At 61.8% G+C, this 15,491-nt stretch carries 15 protein-coding genes and 1 pseudogene; 8 read left to right on the top strand and 8 right to left on the bottom strand.

Features of this window, described 5'->3' with window-relative positions:
• Positions 1-34 precede the first annotated feature (34 nt).
• A complete protein-coding gene (locus ACTEK7_RS17745; RefSeq protein ID WP_225146309.1) occupies positions 35-805 on the top strand; it encodes a hypothetical protein in 771 nt (256 codons plus the stop codon).
• Positions 806-880: 75 nt separating this feature from the next.
• On the opposite strand, the gene ACTEK7_RS17740 is transcribed toward ACTEK7_RS17745, so the two are convergent.
• The gene (locus ACTEK7_RS17740) at positions 881-2,374 is read right to left on the bottom strand and encodes an FAD-linked oxidase C-terminal domain-containing protein (RefSeq protein WP_225146308.1); all 1,494 of its coding nucleotides are present in this window, start codon (positions 2,372-2,374) and stop codon (positions 881-883) included.
• A 229-nt stretch (positions 2,375-2,603) separates the two neighbouring features.
• Here ACTEK7_RS17740 and cycA point away from each other — a divergent pair, with 229 nt between their 5' ends.
• Entirely contained in the window at positions 2,604-2,999 is a 396-nt protein-coding gene (gene cycA / locus ACTEK7_RS17735) for a cytochrome c-550 CycA (RefSeq protein ID WP_035997470.1), read from the top strand.
• A 119-nt stretch (positions 3,000-3,118) separates the two neighbouring features.
• On the opposite strand, the gene ACTEK7_RS17730 is transcribed toward cycA, so the two are convergent.
• Entirely contained in the window at positions 3,119-4,075 is a 957-nt protein-coding gene (locus ACTEK7_RS17730; protein ID WP_225146307.1) for an alpha/beta fold hydrolase, read from the bottom strand.
• 328 nt (positions 4,076-4,403) lie between these two features.
• On the opposite strand from ACTEK7_RS17730, the gene ACTEK7_RS17725 reads away from it, so the two are divergent.
• A complete protein-coding gene (locus ACTEK7_RS17725; protein ID WP_028180446.1) occupies positions 4,404-4,586 on the top strand; it encodes a hypothetical protein in 183 nt (60 codons plus the stop codon).
• Positions 4,587-4,593: 7 nt separating this feature from the next.
• Here the strand turns inward: ACTEK7_RS17725 and ACTEK7_RS17720 are convergent, their stop codons facing one another.
• From ACTEK7_RS17720 to ykgO, 3 genes are all read right to left on the bottom strand, one after another.
• A complete protein-coding gene (locus ACTEK7_RS17720) occupies positions 4,594-4,854 on the bottom strand; it encodes a hypothetical protein (protein ID WP_036021163.1) in 261 nt (86 codons plus the stop codon).
• A gap of 124 nt (positions 4,855-4,978) precedes the next feature.
• The gene (locus ACTEK7_RS17715) at positions 4,979-5,614 is read right to left on the bottom strand and encodes a tetratricopeptide repeat protein (RefSeq protein ID WP_225146306.1); all 636 of its coding nucleotides are present in this window, start codon (positions 5,612-5,614) and stop codon (positions 4,979-4,981) included.
• A gap of 120 nt (positions 5,615-5,734) precedes the next feature.
• Positions 5,735-5,860: a type B 50S ribosomal protein L36 gene (gene ykgO, locus ACTEK7_RS17710; protein ID WP_006611362.1), complete on the bottom strand. Its 126-nt coding sequence runs from the start codon at positions 5,858-5,860 to the stop codon at positions 5,735-5,737.
• Between the two features lie 342 nt (positions 5,861-6,202).
• Here ykgO and ACTEK7_RS17705 point away from each other — a divergent pair, with 342 nt between their 5' ends.
• On the top strand, positions 6,203-7,087 hold the full coding sequence (locus tag ACTEK7_RS17705; RefSeq protein ID WP_036021159.1) for an amidohydrolase family protein: 885 nt from the start codon (positions 6,203-6,205) through the stop codon (positions 7,085-7,087).
• 400 nt (positions 7,088-7,487) lie between these two features.
• Positions 7,488-10,019: pseudogene (locus ACTEK7_RS17700) on the top strand (NAD-dependent epimerase/dehydratase family protein).
• Positions 10,020-10,430: 411 nt separating this feature from the next.
• Here the strand turns inward: ACTEK7_RS17700 and ACTEK7_RS17695 are convergent.
• Positions 10,431-11,165, bottom strand: coding sequence for an SDR family NAD(P)-dependent oxidoreductase (locus tag ACTEK7_RS17695; RefSeq protein WP_225146305.1), 735 nt, complete (start codon positions 11,163-11,165; stop codon positions 10,431-10,433).
• A 160-nt stretch (positions 11,166-11,325) separates the two neighbouring features.
• Between ACTEK7_RS17695 and ACTEK7_RS17690 the strand changes: the two genes are divergently transcribed.
• Together ACTEK7_RS17690 and ACTEK7_RS17685 are read left to right on the top strand one after the other, a co-directional pair.
• Complete coding sequence (locus ACTEK7_RS17690) at positions 11,326-11,697, top strand: winged helix-turn-helix transcriptional regulator (protein ID WP_036021178.1); 372 nt, start codon at positions 11,326-11,328, stop codon at positions 11,695-11,697.
• A 250-nt stretch (positions 11,698-11,947) separates the two neighbouring features.
• The gene (locus tag ACTEK7_RS17685) at positions 11,948-12,820 is read left to right on the top strand and encodes a tetratricopeptide repeat protein (protein ID WP_162131141.1); all 873 of its coding nucleotides are present in this window, start codon (positions 11,948-11,950) and stop codon (positions 12,818-12,820) included.
• 220 nt (positions 12,821-13,040) lie between these two features.
• On the opposite strand, the gene ACTEK7_RS17680 is transcribed toward ACTEK7_RS17685, so the two are convergent.
• Positions 13,041-13,706: a CPBP family intramembrane glutamic endopeptidase gene (locus ACTEK7_RS17680; RefSeq protein WP_225146304.1), complete on the bottom strand. Its 666-nt coding sequence runs from the start codon at positions 13,704-13,706 to the stop codon at positions 13,041-13,043.
• 19 nt (positions 13,707-13,725) lie between these two features.
• Positions 13,726-13,899, bottom strand: coding sequence for a hypothetical protein (locus tag ACTEK7_RS17675; protein WP_225146303.1), 174 nt, complete (start codon positions 13,897-13,899; stop codon positions 13,726-13,728).
• Between the two features lie 849 nt (positions 13,900-14,748).
• Here ACTEK7_RS17675 and ACTEK7_RS17670 point away from each other — a divergent pair.
• On the top strand, positions 14,749-15,480 hold the full coding sequence (locus tag ACTEK7_RS17670; protein WP_035997422.1) for a haloacid dehalogenase type II: 732 nt from the start codon (positions 14,749-14,751) through the stop codon (positions 15,478-15,480).
• The last annotated feature ends 11 nt before the right edge of the window (positions 15,481-15,491 follow it).

Genomic DNA, 15,491 nt, shown 5'->3' with positions numbered 1-15,491 from the left:
TGAACCAAACCCCGCCTCTCCAGACTCACCCCTGATGACGACCCTGATTGACGACCGTCGTGTACGCGCGCGTGATGCGTCGCCTGCACGATATTTTTATCTCCACATGGCGCTCGCCTGCGCCGCCACTGCCTTTCTCGGCTTCGCACCGACCTATTGGGTGCCGCTCGCTCACCGGACATTGTCCGCAAGCCCGGTGATCCATTTTCACGGACTCTTGTTCTTCACCTGGTCGCTTTATTTCGTGCTCCAGACCTGGCTCGCGGCCTCCGGCCGCGTGGTCAATCACCGCTCGTTCGGCATCGTCGGCGTCTCGCTTGCGACCGCGATGGTCATTTCTGGCTTCTTCGCGTCCGTGACCTCGATGAAGAACGCCGCGGCGCTCGGACAGGCCGATGCAGGCATCGCCTTCTCGATCGTGCCGCTGAGCGGCATCACATTCTTTGCCGTGGTGTTCGCGCTCGCCATCATGAACACGCGCAGGCTCGAGGTTCACAAGCGCCTGATGCTGCTCGCGGCGGTCTCGATCCTCGACGCCGCGATCGCGCGCTGGTTCCTGACCTTCCTCGCACCATCAGGACCGTCCGGCCCGCCGCCGGTGCCCGTGACGATCGCGCCTGCTGTGGTCGCCTCCCTTCTGCTCGTCGTCGCCATGGTGCGCGACTGGCGCGCCGAGGGCCGCATGCATCCGGTGTACATCACGGGCACGCTCGCGCTTCTGGCGGTGAAGGTGCTCAACTGGCCGGTCAGCGAAACGGCGGCGTGGCACGCATTTGCCGGCGGCATCCTGGCGCTGGCGCAGTAGGCGACCAACACGCCGCTGTCGTCCCGAGCATCAAATCCGTCATGCTGGGAGAGGTTGCACCCGTCACGGTGGAGCCTAGAACCGCGGCAAATCCGGGAACGCCAGCTTACCCGCGTGGACGTGCATGCGGCCGAGCTCGGCGCAACGGTGCAGGGTCGGAAATACTTTTCCGGGATTGAGCAGGCCCTGCGCGTCGAAGGCGCATTTCAGGCGCTGCTGCTGGTTGAGGTCGATCTCGCTGAACATGTCGGGCATGAGGTCGCGCTTCTCGATGCCGACGCCGTGCTCGCCGGTGAGCACGCCGCCGAACTCGACGCAGGCGCGCAGGATATCGGCGCCGAAGGCTTCGGCGCGCTCGATCTCGCCGGGCTTGTTGGCATCGTAGAGGATCAGGGGATGCAGATTGCCGTCGCCGGCGTGGAACACGTTGGCGCAGCCGAGCTGGTACTTTTCCGAGAGCTCGCGGATGCGCGCCAGCGCCTTCGGCAGCGCGCCGCGCGGGATGGTGCCGTCCATGCAGAGATAATCAGGCGAGATGCGGCCCACCGCGGGGAATGCGGCCTTGCGGCCGGCCCAGAACAGGTTGCGCTCGGCCTCGGAATTGGAGATCTGCAGCGTCACCGAGCCGCAGCCTCTCGCGATGGTCTCGACACGCGTGATCAGCTCGTCGACCTCGATCTTGGGCCCGTCGAGCTCGATGATGAGCAGTGCCTCGACATCGAGCGGGTAGCCGGCATGGACGAAGGCCTCCGCGGCGTGGATCGCGGGCTTGTCCATCATCTCCATGCCGCCGGGGATGATGCCGGCGCCGATGATGCGCGCCACGCATTCGCCGGCCGCCTCGACCTGCGCGAAGCCAACCATCAGCGCGCGCGCCGTCTCGGGCTTCTGCAGGATGCGCACCGTGATCTCCGTGATGACGCCGAGCAGGCCCTCGGAACCGGTGATGACGCCCATCAGGTCATAGCCGGGATTCTCGCAGCCCTTGCCGCCGATGCGCAGGATCTCGCCGCTCATCAGCACGATCTCGCAGCCGAGCACGTTGTTGGTGGTCATGCCGTATTTCAAGCAGTGCACGCCGCCGGAATTTTCCGCCACGTTGCCGCCGATCGAGCAGGCAATCTGCGAGGACGGATCGGGCGCGTAATAGAAGCCGGCACGGGCGACCGCCTGGCTGATTGCGAGGTTGGTGACGCCGGGCTCGGTGACGACGACGCGGTTGTCGAAATCGATCTCGCGGATGCGCTTGAACTTGCCGAGGCCGAGCAGCACGCCGTCCTCGAGGGGCAGCGCACCACCGGACAGCGAGGTGCCGGAGCCGCGCGGAACCACCTTGATGCCTTGCGCGGCACAATATTTCAGGACGAGCGAGACCTGCTCGGTCGTATCGGGCAGCACCACGACCATCGGCGGCTGCCGATAGGCGGTCAGCCCGTCGGATTCATAGGCCCGCATCTCGGCGAGGCTGTCGATCACGCCCTCGCCCGGCACGATTGCGCGCAAGGCGGCGACGATTTCGCTGCGACGCGCCAGCACGGCCTGGTCGCTTGCGGGCATCATGATGGCCATTTTAAGAAGCCTTCGTCCGACGGATGGAATTATCTCGGCAAATCAATCATGTCTTGCGGACTTTGGGTAGGTCCTCCGAAGGTCGCATTGCTTTGTTGCAGCGCAAGTTCTCTCTGGGGCAAGTCTGCTAGCAGGAAACCTGTCAGAGTTTCGCGGCTTGTCCACTTGCACCGGACCTGCCAAAACCACGACCCTCCATCTGACCCGGGAAGAGACGAAGAGCACACTTATGACAAAACTGACTTTCGGCGCGGTGACAATCCTCACCGTCATTGCCACCGCACCCGCCGCGATGGCGCAGGATGTCGCGGCCGGCAAGACATCGTTCAACAAGTGCCTGGCCTGCCACGCGATCGGCGAAGGCGCCAAGAACAAGGTTGGCCCGGAGCTCAACGGCCTCAACGGCCGCAAGTCGGGCGCGGTTGAGGGCTATAGCTACACGGACGCCAACAAGAATTCCGGCATCACCTGGGACGAGGCCACGTTCAAGGAATACATCAAGGATCCCAAGGCCAAGATCCCCGGCACCAAGATGGCGTTCGCCGGCATCAAGAACGAGACCGAGATCAACAATCTCTGGGCCTTCCTTGCCCAATACGACAAGGACGGGAAGATCAAGCAGTAAGCGCGCACGAGGCGGACGCTAGAGCTTCGGTTCTGATCGGACCAGAATCGAAGCTCTGGCTTTCTTGTTCTGACGCGTTTCTTCGCGCGAACCGGTTTCCACTTCGCTCGAAAAATGCTTTAGTCGGCGACCGCCTGCGCCGGGGCGATGTTTCCGATCATCGTCTCGATCTCCGCCTTCACGAGATCCGGCACGGCGTTCTGCACCATGTGGCCGAGATCGGGCAGCACGATCAGCTTTGCATTCGACACAGCCGTGGCGAACGGACGCGCGTGGATATTGGTTCTCACCGTCTTGTCGGGCTCGCCGGCGATGATCGTAACAGGCGCCGTAATCGCGCCATAGCGCGCGACTTGCGCGGCGACCGACTCCTTCAGCGTCACCAGGTCATAGGCATTGGCGATGAACTCGCGCGGGCGCAGTAAGAGCGGTGTCGCGGAGTCCTGCACGAAACCATCCGGCATGATCTGCGGCAGGAACACGTTGCGGGCCCCGGCTTCGGTGATGAAATAGCCGAGCGGCAGCGTGATGGTGTAGGCGAGCAGCGGGCCGATCACGGGCGTTGCGATGATCTCGTTGTAGCGCCCGACACCGCCGCGCCAGGGATGCGTGACGGGCGCGAGCATCACGAGACCTGCCACGCGGCGCGGGTGATCGAGCGCGATCCGCGCGCCGAGGGCGCCGCTCCAGGAATGCACCACGAAGACCGCGCGATCGATCCCGAGCTTGCCGAGCGCCTCGTCGATCATGCGCGCCTGAATCTGCGGCGTCGAATCCTGCCGGCTTGCGCGCGTGCTCCAGCCATGGCCGGGGCGGTCGATCAGAATCACGCGATGATCCCGGGCGAGGAGATCGCCGAGCGGCCGTCGCATCGCTTCGAGGTTGGAGCTCGCGCCGTGCAGCATCACGATCGGCGGGGCGGCCTCGCGCGGGCCGATCTCGACGACGTGAAGCGCGGCGCCCTCGACCTCGACCATGCGCCCCTGCGGCGGAAAGGCCCGCTGCACGGCGACGATTCCGGCCTGCGTGAGCAGCGCCAGCAGGACCAGCGCCGTCACGACTGACATCACGATCATGGAGAGAATCCGGGTGATCCTGGGCACGGGGCAGTTACGGGTCTGCTCGGCCGGCAGTTTCGCCGCCGGCGGTGCGCGCTTCCACCAAAAATGCTGGGGCTGTGGATATGTGCATAATTGCTGATCGAGAAAACTCAATGAAATCAGAGCCATTCTAAGCCGCACGCAAGCTTCGGACCAGCTTCATGCGGGCGTCATCGCCGCTTCCATATAATCGCCATGGTCGGTTCCGCCATCTAGGCGCGGGTGGGCGCCGATCCTCCCCGCAACATCAGGGGGATGCGGGAAAGACCGGCAGGATTGTCCTGGTTTGAACCGGAGAATTTCGATGAGCTTCAGATCGAACGATACTGCAATCGACGAAATCGTCGCGAGCTGCAACGGCGACCTGCGCGGTGCGGTGCGGGCGCTGCTCCTGATCAACGAGCATCTCGAGACCGAGCTGGCAAAGGCCTACGCCGCAGCCGCCGACCGCGGCCTGGTCGAGCGCGGCAGCAGCGTGCTGCATTAAGCGCAGACTAGTTCGCCCCCTCCTCCTGCTTTTCTTCCTCGGGCGTGACCGGGGGACAGACGCGAATCGTCGAGCGCGCAAGCTTGGCATCGGCCTTGGACTTGTAGGGACCGTCGCCGAACCAGATGTCGCCAATGATGACTGGATTGCTGGTCACGATGGCGCATTTGCCGGTGGCACGGTTGCCGACCACCCAGAACAGTCCGTCGGCGAAGCTCACCGTCCCCGACGCGAGCAGCAACGTCGCTGCGACCATCAAATGCTTCATGGCTTTCGCTCCTGCCATGCAGGTAGGCCTGCAACAGGCCTTGCAATAGTCCTTGCAACGCCCCGGCTCGGATCGTGGTTAATCCGCGCCGGCCGCGATCGCTCAAGAAATGATCGAGTTATAGCTAGATGTCGCGGCCTTCGACCTTCTCGGTCAGCGCCTTGACCTGGTCGGGGATCTTTTCCAGGTGCGGATTGACGGCGAGCGCCTTGCGGTAGGCCTCGAGCGCGCGCCTCTCATCCCCGACCTCCTGCATGATCATGCCGAGGCCGGCGAGCGCGCCGAAATGGCGGGGCTCCCGGATCAGCACTTGCTGAATGTCCGCGAGCGAGCGGCCATAATCGTTCTGCATGTAATAGAGCGTCGCACGGCGGTTCCAGGCCTCGATGTAATCGGGCCTGAGCTTGATGATTGAATCCAGGAGCTTGATCGCGACGTCGATCTTCTTCCCTTCGACGGCGGTCTTGGCGCGAGACATCAGGAGCGCGGCGGTGTCGCTCGGGGTCTGCAGCCAGATCGCCCAGATCCGCGCCTCGACATGCTTGGCGCTGGCCTCGTCGGGCGCCGCCTTCAGCGCCCCGAACAGGAAATCGAGATTCTTGCTGCGGTCGACCTTCGGCAGCTTCGACGGCGCCTCGGGCAGCTTCTTCTGCTTGCCGGGCGGCTCGACCTGCTGGGCCAGGGCGGCCGGCGCAAGGCCGGCGGTTCCCAGCACGAGGGCCAGGCACAGGGTGTGCGCGAAACGGAATCTCACTGCCATGATGGAAGTCTAAACGCGCAAAGCCGCCCTTGCAAAGCAAAGGCGGCGTCAAACTCGTGTGAGACAGTGATCTTGCGGGGCGCGCGAAGGCTCCCGGCGGGGCGTGATCAGCCGCTCAGATCAGCCTTGGCGCGCCTTGAAGCGGCGCTGCACCTTGTTGATCACATAGACCCGGCCCTTGCGGCGGACCAGGCGGTTGGCGCGATGGCGACCGCGCAGCGATTTCAGCGAGTTACGGACCTTCATGGCAGAATCCTGAACGTTCGAAAGGCCGTGTTCGGCACTACCGTTTCGGCACGCGCGAATGTGGCAAAATGAGATTTTTCCCGCTGGCGGACCGACCGCCCGGGACGGAGCGGTTCTTAAGGCATGGCGGGAGGTCATGTCAATGTTAACTGCCAGGCTCCCAACGAGCAAAATCGCGAAAACAACCCCATGCACAGTAGAAGCGGCCGGATCGGCCCGATCCGGCCCATTGGAGGTCAGGCCCGGCAAAGACTGTCGCTACCTGCGCTTTCGCCGCCACCAGCGCCTTGCCAAATTCGTTATATCCTATAATCAATTCGGCAACCCGTCGGGAGGACACCCATGCCGAAGCTGAAGCTGCCTGATATCGACAAAGTCGTCGCCATCGACATCCACACCCATGCCGAGGAGCCCTGCGGCACCCATCCCGACGACGGCTACGACGATTTCCAGGCGCAGATGGCGGAGTATTTCAAGTCGCCGCACAAGCATCCGCCGACCGTGCCGGAGACCGCGGCCTATTACCGCTCCAAGAACATCGCCGCGGTGATCTTCCCTGTTGATGCCGAGCGCGAGACCGGCTTCCGCCGCTACAAGAACGAGGAGATGCTGGAGATCGCCTCCGAGCATCTCGACGTGCTCATCCCCTTCGTCTCGATCGACCCGCACAAGGGCAAGCTCGGGGCCCGCGAGGCGCGCAAGCTGATCGAGGAATACGGCGTACGCGGCTTCAAATTCCATCCGACCATGCAAGGCTTCTACGCCAACGACCGCATGGCCTATCCGCTCTACGAAGAGATCAACAATGGCGGCGCGATCGCGCTGTTCCACACCGGCCAGACCGGCGTCGGCTCCGGCATGCCCGGCGGCATGGGCATGCGGCTGAAATATTCCAACCCGATGTACATGGACGATGTCGCGGCCGATTTCCCCGACCTCAAGATCATTCTCGCCCACCCATCCTTCCCCTGGCAGGAAGAGGCGCTCTCGGTCGCGACCCACAAGCCGAACGTCTACATCGACCTGTCGGGCTGGTCGCCAAAGTATTTCCCGCCGATCCTGGTGCGCTACATCAACTCGATTCTCCAGGACAAGATGCTGTTCGGCTCGGACTGGCCGGTGATCACGCCGGACCGCTGGCTGTCCGATTTCGCCAAGATCGAGATCCGCGACGAAATCCGGCCGAAGGTGTTGAAGGCGAACGCGCGCAAGCTGCTGGGGATCTAGACGATCCGCTTCCATGAAACCGGCATGCAACTAGGTTTGGCCACGGGGTACATCTCGGCTGGCGTAGCCTAGCGTATCCCTTCCATCTCTGGTCCGGATTCGGACGGCGCGTAGAGTACCTCGAACACGACGCGCGCCGCCTGCTCCGGATCCTCTGGGTACGTCAGAGCGACCGACATCGTACCCACAGTTCTTTCAGGCTGGCGGCCGGGCCGCGGTCCACATCGACCTCACGACGTTGTGTGATTCCACCCGATTCAAGCTTGGGCTGCTCACCAGCGGCGTCGAAGTAGGTGGATGGGGCGCGTGATACTCCGGCGATCCAGGACGCAAAAGCAGGTTGGAGGGAAACTTTCGGGTACCCGGGTCGTTCGCTAAGACACGTTGAGCAGCGAATGCCATGTCTCGCCCCACCGTCCTGATCACCGGCAGCAGCGGCTTTCTCGGCCAGGCGATCGCGCGCGGCTTGATGGATCGTTACCAGGTCATCGGCCTCGATGTCAGCCGCCCTAAGAAGCCGTTGTCCGGCATCGAGACGATTGAGATCGACCTCACCTCGGATGCAATCGTGGCGAAGGCGCTGGACCAGGTTCGTGCGCGAACAGGCCGTCGGATCGCCTCGGTCATTCACCTTGCCGCCTATTACGACACGACCGGCGAGGACAACCCGAGATACGATGCCGTCACCGTTCAGGGAACGCGCCGACTGCTGGCGGCCCTTCAGGCATTCGACACGGAGCAGTTCGTCTTCTCGAGCACGCTGCTCGTGCATGCTCCTAGCTCGGCAAAGGGAAGAAAGATCGATGAAGATTCGCCGATCGAACCAGCTTGGGCCTATCCGCAGTCAAAGGCGAAGACCGAGACCCTGATCCTGAACGAGCATGGCAACATCAAGGTCGCGATCCTGAGGCTTGCAGGTGTCTATGACGAGGATTGCCGTGCGGCATTCATCGCGCAGCAGATCGCCCGCATCTTCGAGCGCTTGCCGACCGCTTATCTCTTCACCGGCGACATCACCACTGGCCAGCCCTATCTCCACAAGAACGACCTCGTCGAGGCCGTGGTACGCGTGGTCGATCGACGCAATGATCTTGCTGATGAAACGACACTGCTCATTGGCGAAGAGGAAACGCCGAGTTAAGACGAGATGCAGAGGCGGATTGGCCAGCTTGTGCATGGGGAGAGATGGCGGACGATGTCCCTCCCGAAAGAGATGACGAAGCTCGGCACTTGGATGCAGGAGAAGGTTCTCGATCAGGATACCGACATCAAGTCGTGGATGATCGAGAATGCCGACGACCATTATGAGATCGATACTTCGCGAGCGAGGAGCCTCTTGGGGTGGAAACCCCGACACAGTCTGACCGCCACGCTGCCCGAAATGATCCGGCGGCTTAAGGTCGACCCGACGGACTGGTACGAGACGAACAAACTTCATCCTGCGACGGTCGCCGCTTCCGAACCCGAGCTCGACCAGGCCGCGGAGAGACTGCGGCAATCGGTGGAGCCTTCGAAAGATGAGGTTGAGGCCGAGACGGAACGGCATCGGGCGCGCACGCTCTGGGCGCCGCTGACCAATGCAGCGATTGGACTGTGGCTCGTCGCCTCGCCTGTCACGCTTGGTCTCTTCGATCCATCCGCGGCGCCAATTCCACCGGCGCTGGGACATGAGATCGCTTCGCCCGAGACACGTGACGGCAGGCTCGGCATCAGCGAGATCGTGTCCGGCATTCTTGTCGTCGCGTTCGCACTCATCGGCATGCGTCGGCGCTGGCGCTGGTTGCAGTGGCTCACCGCTGCCGTCGGCATATGGGTCATGTTCGCACCTCTCGTGTTCTGGACCACGAGCGCTGGAGCCTACGCCACCGATACGCTTGCTGGCATGCTGATCGTGACGCTCGCGGTGATGGTTCCTCCAACACCGGGCATCAGCCGCCAAGCCCTCGCCGCCGACGATGATCGCCCCCTCGGCTGGACCTACTCGCCATCCACATTCAGCCAGCGCCTCCACATCATTGCTCTGGTCTTTGTCGGCCTGTTCGTCTCGCGCTATCTCGCCGCCTATCAACTCGGTCATATCGACGGCTTGTGGGATCCTTTCTTCGGCCCAGGTGATGCAGCGGTCGCCAATGGCAGCGAGGCGGTGGTGACCTCCTGGGTCTCGAAGGGCTTTCCGGTCGCCGATGCCGGGTTTGGCGCCTTCGCCTACGCGCTAGATGCCCTGGCAGGCGCGATCGGCGACCGTCGCCGCTGGCGCACAATGCCATGGATGGTGATTCTGTTCGGCCTACTGGTTATCCCGCTCGGGCTCGTGAGCGTCAGCTTCATCATTATCCAGCCCCCTTTGATCGGTGCACTGTGTACGCTCTGCATCATCCAGGCCGCGATCACGATAGTGCTCATCCCCTATTCGATAGATGAGGTACTGGCGAGCTGTCAGTATCTTTGGGGCGCGAAGCAGGCGGGCCAGCCGTTCTGGCGCACTTTCTGGCGCGGTGGCCCGGCGCTCTCCGAGAAGCAGGCGCCGACGCCCGATCTCGACCGCCCGTTATCGGCGGTGCTGCGCGACATAGTCACCGGCGGCGTCAATTTTCCCTGGACGCTGGTCGCGAGCTCTTTCCTTGGAATGCTGCTGATGATCACGCCGCTTGCCTTCGGCACGAGCCCGATCCTCTACTTCAGCGACCATATCACCGGCTGCCTTGTCATCCTCGTCGCCGTTACGGCGATGGCGGAGGTGGCGCGTGCCGCGCGGTTCGCCAACGTCGCGCTCGGAGCATGGGTGGCAATCTCCCCCTTTGTCCTCGACGGCGCCACGACAACGGCGACGATAGCCAACGTTGCAACCGGTGTCCTCCTCATCGGGCTGAGCCTGCCACGCGGCACCCGTAGCGCCGCCCATTACGGCGGATGGGACAACGCAATAGTATGATGCAACGGCGGGCTCTGCGTGGGCGCCACCGAAGATGATGCGGGGAGCTTTCTCATGACGCATCTGATCGGACAGCGGCATCACGTATGGCTCGCCGAGTGCTTTATCGCTGCAACAACAGAGGTGCCCTCTCTCCCGCAGGCTTGCGGGAGCGAGTCGGGAGAGGGTGCTTCCGCAAAGGGACAATCCCCAAGAGGACAAAGCCCTCACCCGGCGCCATAGCCGATGCGAAGCATCGGCGTCTTAGAGAACGGCGGCCAGAGGCCGCCTATGCCTCTCCGCAAGCGGGAGAGGTGAACGAGCCCCACCGATCAATTCAACCTAAAGCCATTTCGCTCTAATCGTATCCTCATCGCAGCGCATGAGGGCTTCGATCCCATTGACCAAAGCCCTCGCACTCAGACGAAGGCTTCAGACTTGAGCCAAGCCTCCATCGACAAAGACCTCGCCGCCGGTCATGTAGCTGCTGTCCGAGGACGCCAGGAATGCGGCCACCGCGCCGGTCTCGCTGGGGTCGCCGACGCGCCCGATGGGCGTGGCGCTGCCGAGTGCATCGAAGGCTTCCTCGCCCACGACCTCCAGCGCCAGCTCCGTCTTGGTCGGCCCCGGCGACAGCACGTTGACGCGGATGCCCGTGCCGCGCAGGTCCAGCGCCCAGCTGCGCGCCAGATTGCGGATTGCGGCCTTGGTCGCGCTGTAGATGCTGAACTGCGGCGTCCCCATCACGCCCGTGCTCGAGCCGGTCAGGATGATCGACGATCCCCTCCGCATCAACGGCAGGGCTGTCTGCACGGTGAACACCAGCCCCCTCACATTGACATCGAAGATCTGATCGTAGTGCTCGGGGGTGATCTGGCCGAGCGGCGCAAACGCGCCGGTCCCGGCATTGGCGAACAGGACGTCGACATTGCCGCGTTCGGCCTTCACCGTCGCATACAGTCGGTCGAGGTCGGACAAGTCGGTGACCGATCCCCTGACTGCGCGCGCCGAGGACCCCAGCTGCGCGAGCGCGGCGTCGAGTGGCTCCTGCCGTCGCCCGAAGATGTAGACGAATGCGCCCTCATCGACGAACCGTTTCGCGGCTCCGAGCCCGATGCCCGTTCCACCGCCCGTCACCACCGCCGTCTTGCCTTGTAGTCTGCTCATGATGTGCTCCTTCATTGAGGTTGCACTGAGCTGGCGGCCTACCTACCTGACCACAAGTATGCACCTTTTGGTAAGTACTCAAAAAATGTCGTCAGATCGTACAGACCTCATCTCCCCGCCGGCGCAAGCCCAAGCAGACGTCCAACGTTGCACGCCGAACCTGCCCGGCTTCACCTGCGGCTTGGATGCGACCTTGCGGGTCGTCTCGGGCAAGTGGAAGCCGCTGATCCTGTACTTTGTCGCCCAGGACGGACCGACCCGTTACGGCGAGCTTCGGCGCGCCATACGCGACGTCAGCGACAAAGTGCTGATCCAGCAGCTCAAGGAGCTGGAGGCCGATGGCCTCGTGAAGCGGACCGACTACAAGGAGGTGCCGCCGCGGGTGGACTACAGCCTCACGCCTCTGGGCCAGAGCCTCGCCGAAGCGCTGGTGCCGCTCTGCACGTGGGGCACCGAGCACATGGCGGAGGTCAGCCGGGTGTTCGCAGAGCGGGCGACCTGGACGCGGCCAGGACGTCAGCCGACCGGCTAGCTCGCGCTACTCGTCGTCCGAAGTCTGCTCCGCCCCTGATAGCAGCGCGTTGCCGCAACTCGACTTGCGTCCGACTTGGGCCAACAAATGACATGCGAAGGCCACGCTATCCAGCTTCGCAATGGCGAATAGCCTCTACTCGCTTGACGATTGTTTAACCGAAATCCGCGTTAACGTTGCAGTGCTCCATGGGGCCTTGCTGCCGATTGAGTTACCATCGGCAAGAGCGTCTTTCAGCCCGGAGCAGCAAATGAAAGTGGGTTTAGAGCTAAGGCGGGTCCTGCGCGGGATTGCTTTCCTGTCCGTGCTCTGGCCCTTCTGTTCTGCGGCAATTGCGTCTGACGCCGAGACTTACCAGACGGCTGCTGCCGTTGCCGTAAGCAAGCTGGACTTTGACCGAGCCATTCAAATCTACTCCAAAGGGCTCGAGCAGCCATTCAGTCTCAAGGACCGGGCGGAGCTGCTGCTGATGAGGGGTGTAACCGCTCAGCTGGCAAAAAGATGGGACCAAGCCGAAGCCGATTTTACCGCGGCCGTCGAAATGGTCGGCTCTACCGACCAGCGCGCTTATCGAGACCGCGGCTTTTTCTATCACCACCGAGGTCACTTCGAGCTTGCGCTGGCCGACTACACCGCTGCGGCGAGGCTGTTCCCGGATAACGGAGCTTTCCCCAACGGTCAGGGGCTGGCGCTTATGGAGCAGGGCAAATTTGACGAAGCGATCACACGGTTTGACGAAGCGATAAAGCTTGAGCCGACATCAGGTCTATTCATGCTTGGAAGGGCCGAGGCCTACAATCGTTCGGGCCGACCGCAAACCGCGCTGGAGGATTACGACAAGGCGTTGGCACTCGGACATCTCACGCGAAGCGATACCTATCGACTTCGCGTGGGCGTCGGAGTCGCTCAGATCACATTGAAGAATGAGAAGGCCGCGATCGAAAGCTTGGATAAGGCTGTCGAACTCGACCCCAATTCGACTACAGCCCTCAGGTACCGAGGGCTAGCCTATGAACGGGCAGGTGAGCTTGATCGTGCGTATCGCGACTACGAGACCGTCTTAAGACTAAATCCAGGCGACGAATTTGCCGTGAAGCGGCTGCAGAGGCTCCGCGCGAACTAGGGATCAAAGGTCGCCTGATCTACAACTATTGCCTCGGATATGGCTGCTCGAGTGGCCTCGGAAACTGAAAGCATCAGGTCCGCTTCGGGTCACGCCCGGAAGAACTCAGGTCGAGCATATCGGGTCCGTTACACCCCGAGCAGCCGACATCCGACGGAGGTATCGCGTCGGCCCCTTCGGGCCCGGAGCAGTCGTATGACTTCCGAACCTGCAAGGCGCGTTAGGCGAAATTGATCAAATCTAGCAGGTAATGCGCGAGCGCCACCGGCCATAGCACACCCGACCGCCGCAGCATTAACATGAGGAAAAGGCCAACAGTAGCCGCAGAAAGGACATTACCAAGGCCGGCCCACCAATGAATTGCGCCGAACAAAACTGACGTCGTGAGAACGGCAAAAATGCCGTCACCCAGATAAGGCTGGAATGCTAGCCGGATGTATCGGCGAAATATGACTTCTTCGCTGATAGCTACCAAGGCTAAGCCTAAAAAAAGATCGAACGCTTTTAGCCATCCGGTCGGGTGCGGATATGCGCCGAGAACGGTTGTAGGGAATGCCGCATTGAGGGAAGATTGCGGCAACTGGACAAAGCGATCTAGCAAGCAAATTCCGACGATCCAAAGGACAATCTCAAAAAGTGAAATTTGACGTCCACCTGTTCGAAATGCAGCGATCCGAGCGGAAGGCACTGCCGCCAAAATGGTGAGAGCAGTGATCCGACCCACATAGTCCCAGAGAAGCCAACTTGCCGCTTGATGTTGATGCAGCCGCATAACTTGCGACGCAACTAGCGCTATAAGGGCGAGGACGAACCACCAAATCAACGGGCGCGTATCGGAGCGATTGCTCTCACGCTCTTTAGGCACGACGAAAGAGTGCTCTTCCATGCTCGATGAGATATTCGCTTTACGTTTTCACGGAGACGAATCCTTCGCTCCACGCGTCCTTGTCGATTTCCATCTCGCTGACTTGGAAATTATCGGGATAGTCGCGAAAGACCTCAAAGCGCAGCTTGCGCAGTCTTGCTGCATCTGCTTCGGCCGCGCTGCTATAGACGTTTATCTTCGGTATCATTCTCATCCAGAGCATCTTCGCGCGGATAGCTATGCCAGAGCAGGAAAACTGTGCGCATTTGTGTAAGGGCCATAACCGCGTGATTGCTTACGTCAGTTCGTCCAACCACCGCTGAGCCAATTTCGGCTCACCCGGAGTGTTTGAAAGGCGAGAGCCCATCTGCAGGAACCGCTCGTGGAGCTGGAAGGGTTCAATGCCGCACTTGTGGCGCAGGCGCTCGATTTTGGAGCCTAATTCAAGGAGCTCCTCCCGTGCGGGGTCGCGCAAACCAACTCGTTCGTACGAGCCGAAGAGTCCCCACTGTCCCTTAGCGCACCCCTGTAGTGCCGACAGAAGCAACTCCCTGTACGAAGCTTCAAGGGCCGCGAGCTGTCGTTCATACGAGGGTCTCATCGGCTCGAATAGGTTCTTGGGTCAAAGAATGCAGCGAGAGCGGAGACGACAGCGACAACGGCCAAGAACAGGACCGTGGTAGGATCGATGAACAGATACAAGACTGCCAGTATTCCGGCGACGGTCAGAGCTGGTCCAATGAGCGCAGGGTGCGTCTTAAGCCAGTTGATCACACTGTGGCGGACCTGAGGGACGTAGGCCGTAGCCGCGAGGAGAGCGACAAGTACAACAAGCCATTTCGGCATGGGACGAAGCGCCTTATTTGCCCTGCAACTACAATTAAGCACGTCTGCATGAAGAATAGAGTTCAAATTATAGCGACTACCCGGCAATGTCTGTCTTGGGTCACAAGCTGCCGATCACACCTGCAGTGGCAGACGTCCGCTTTGCTCTGGTAAGCTGACGAATTATACGCACGCCCCAATCGGAGTTCTTGTGACCACAACCCCGGAAGGACAGCCGATGCCCATCAAAGCCGTCGTCTTCGACGCCTATGGCACGCTCTATGACATCCAGTCGGTCGCTGACGTCACTGAGGATGCGTTTCCCGGCTACGGCGAGATCATCACGCAGGTCTGGCGCATCAAGCAGCTTGAATACACCTGGCTGCGCTCGCTGATGCAAGCTTACCAGGATTTTGACGCGGTCACGCGCGACTCGCTCGCCTATACGCTGCGTGTGCTCGGACTCGCCTATGAGAGCGAAGCATTCGAGCGCGTGATCGAGAAGTATCTGCATCTCGATCTCTATCCGGATGCGGCCGAAACGCTCGCGGCCTTAAGACCGCGCAAGCTCGCCATCCTCTCCAACGGCAGCCCGGACATGCTCAATGCGCTGGTACGCAATTCCGGGCTCGACCGCCTGCTCGATGCCACCATCAGCGTCGACGCGAAAAAGATCTTCAAGCCGAGCCCACAGGCCTATGAGCTGATCGGCGAGGTGCTCGGCACCGCGCCTGATGAGGTTCTGTTCGTCTCCTCCAATCCCTGGGACGCCGCCGGGGCAAAATCGTTCGGACTGAAGGTTGCCTGGATCGAGCGGGTGACGCCCGAAGCGATGGCGCTGGCTTGCGTCGAGAACGAACTCGTGGCACCGCTCACCATGTTCAAGGCGATCCGCACCCAGATGGACGAGCTCGGCTTTGAGCCGGATCATCGCGTCCGCGCCCTCTCCGAGCTGCCGGGAATCGCTTAGGGGTCGTCGCC

Source organism: Bradyrhizobium sp. JHI2711, from assembly GCF_056156565.1.
The sequence above is the reverse complement of the archived record's forward strand: the minus strand, read 5'-3'. Positions and strand labels throughout refer to the sequence as shown.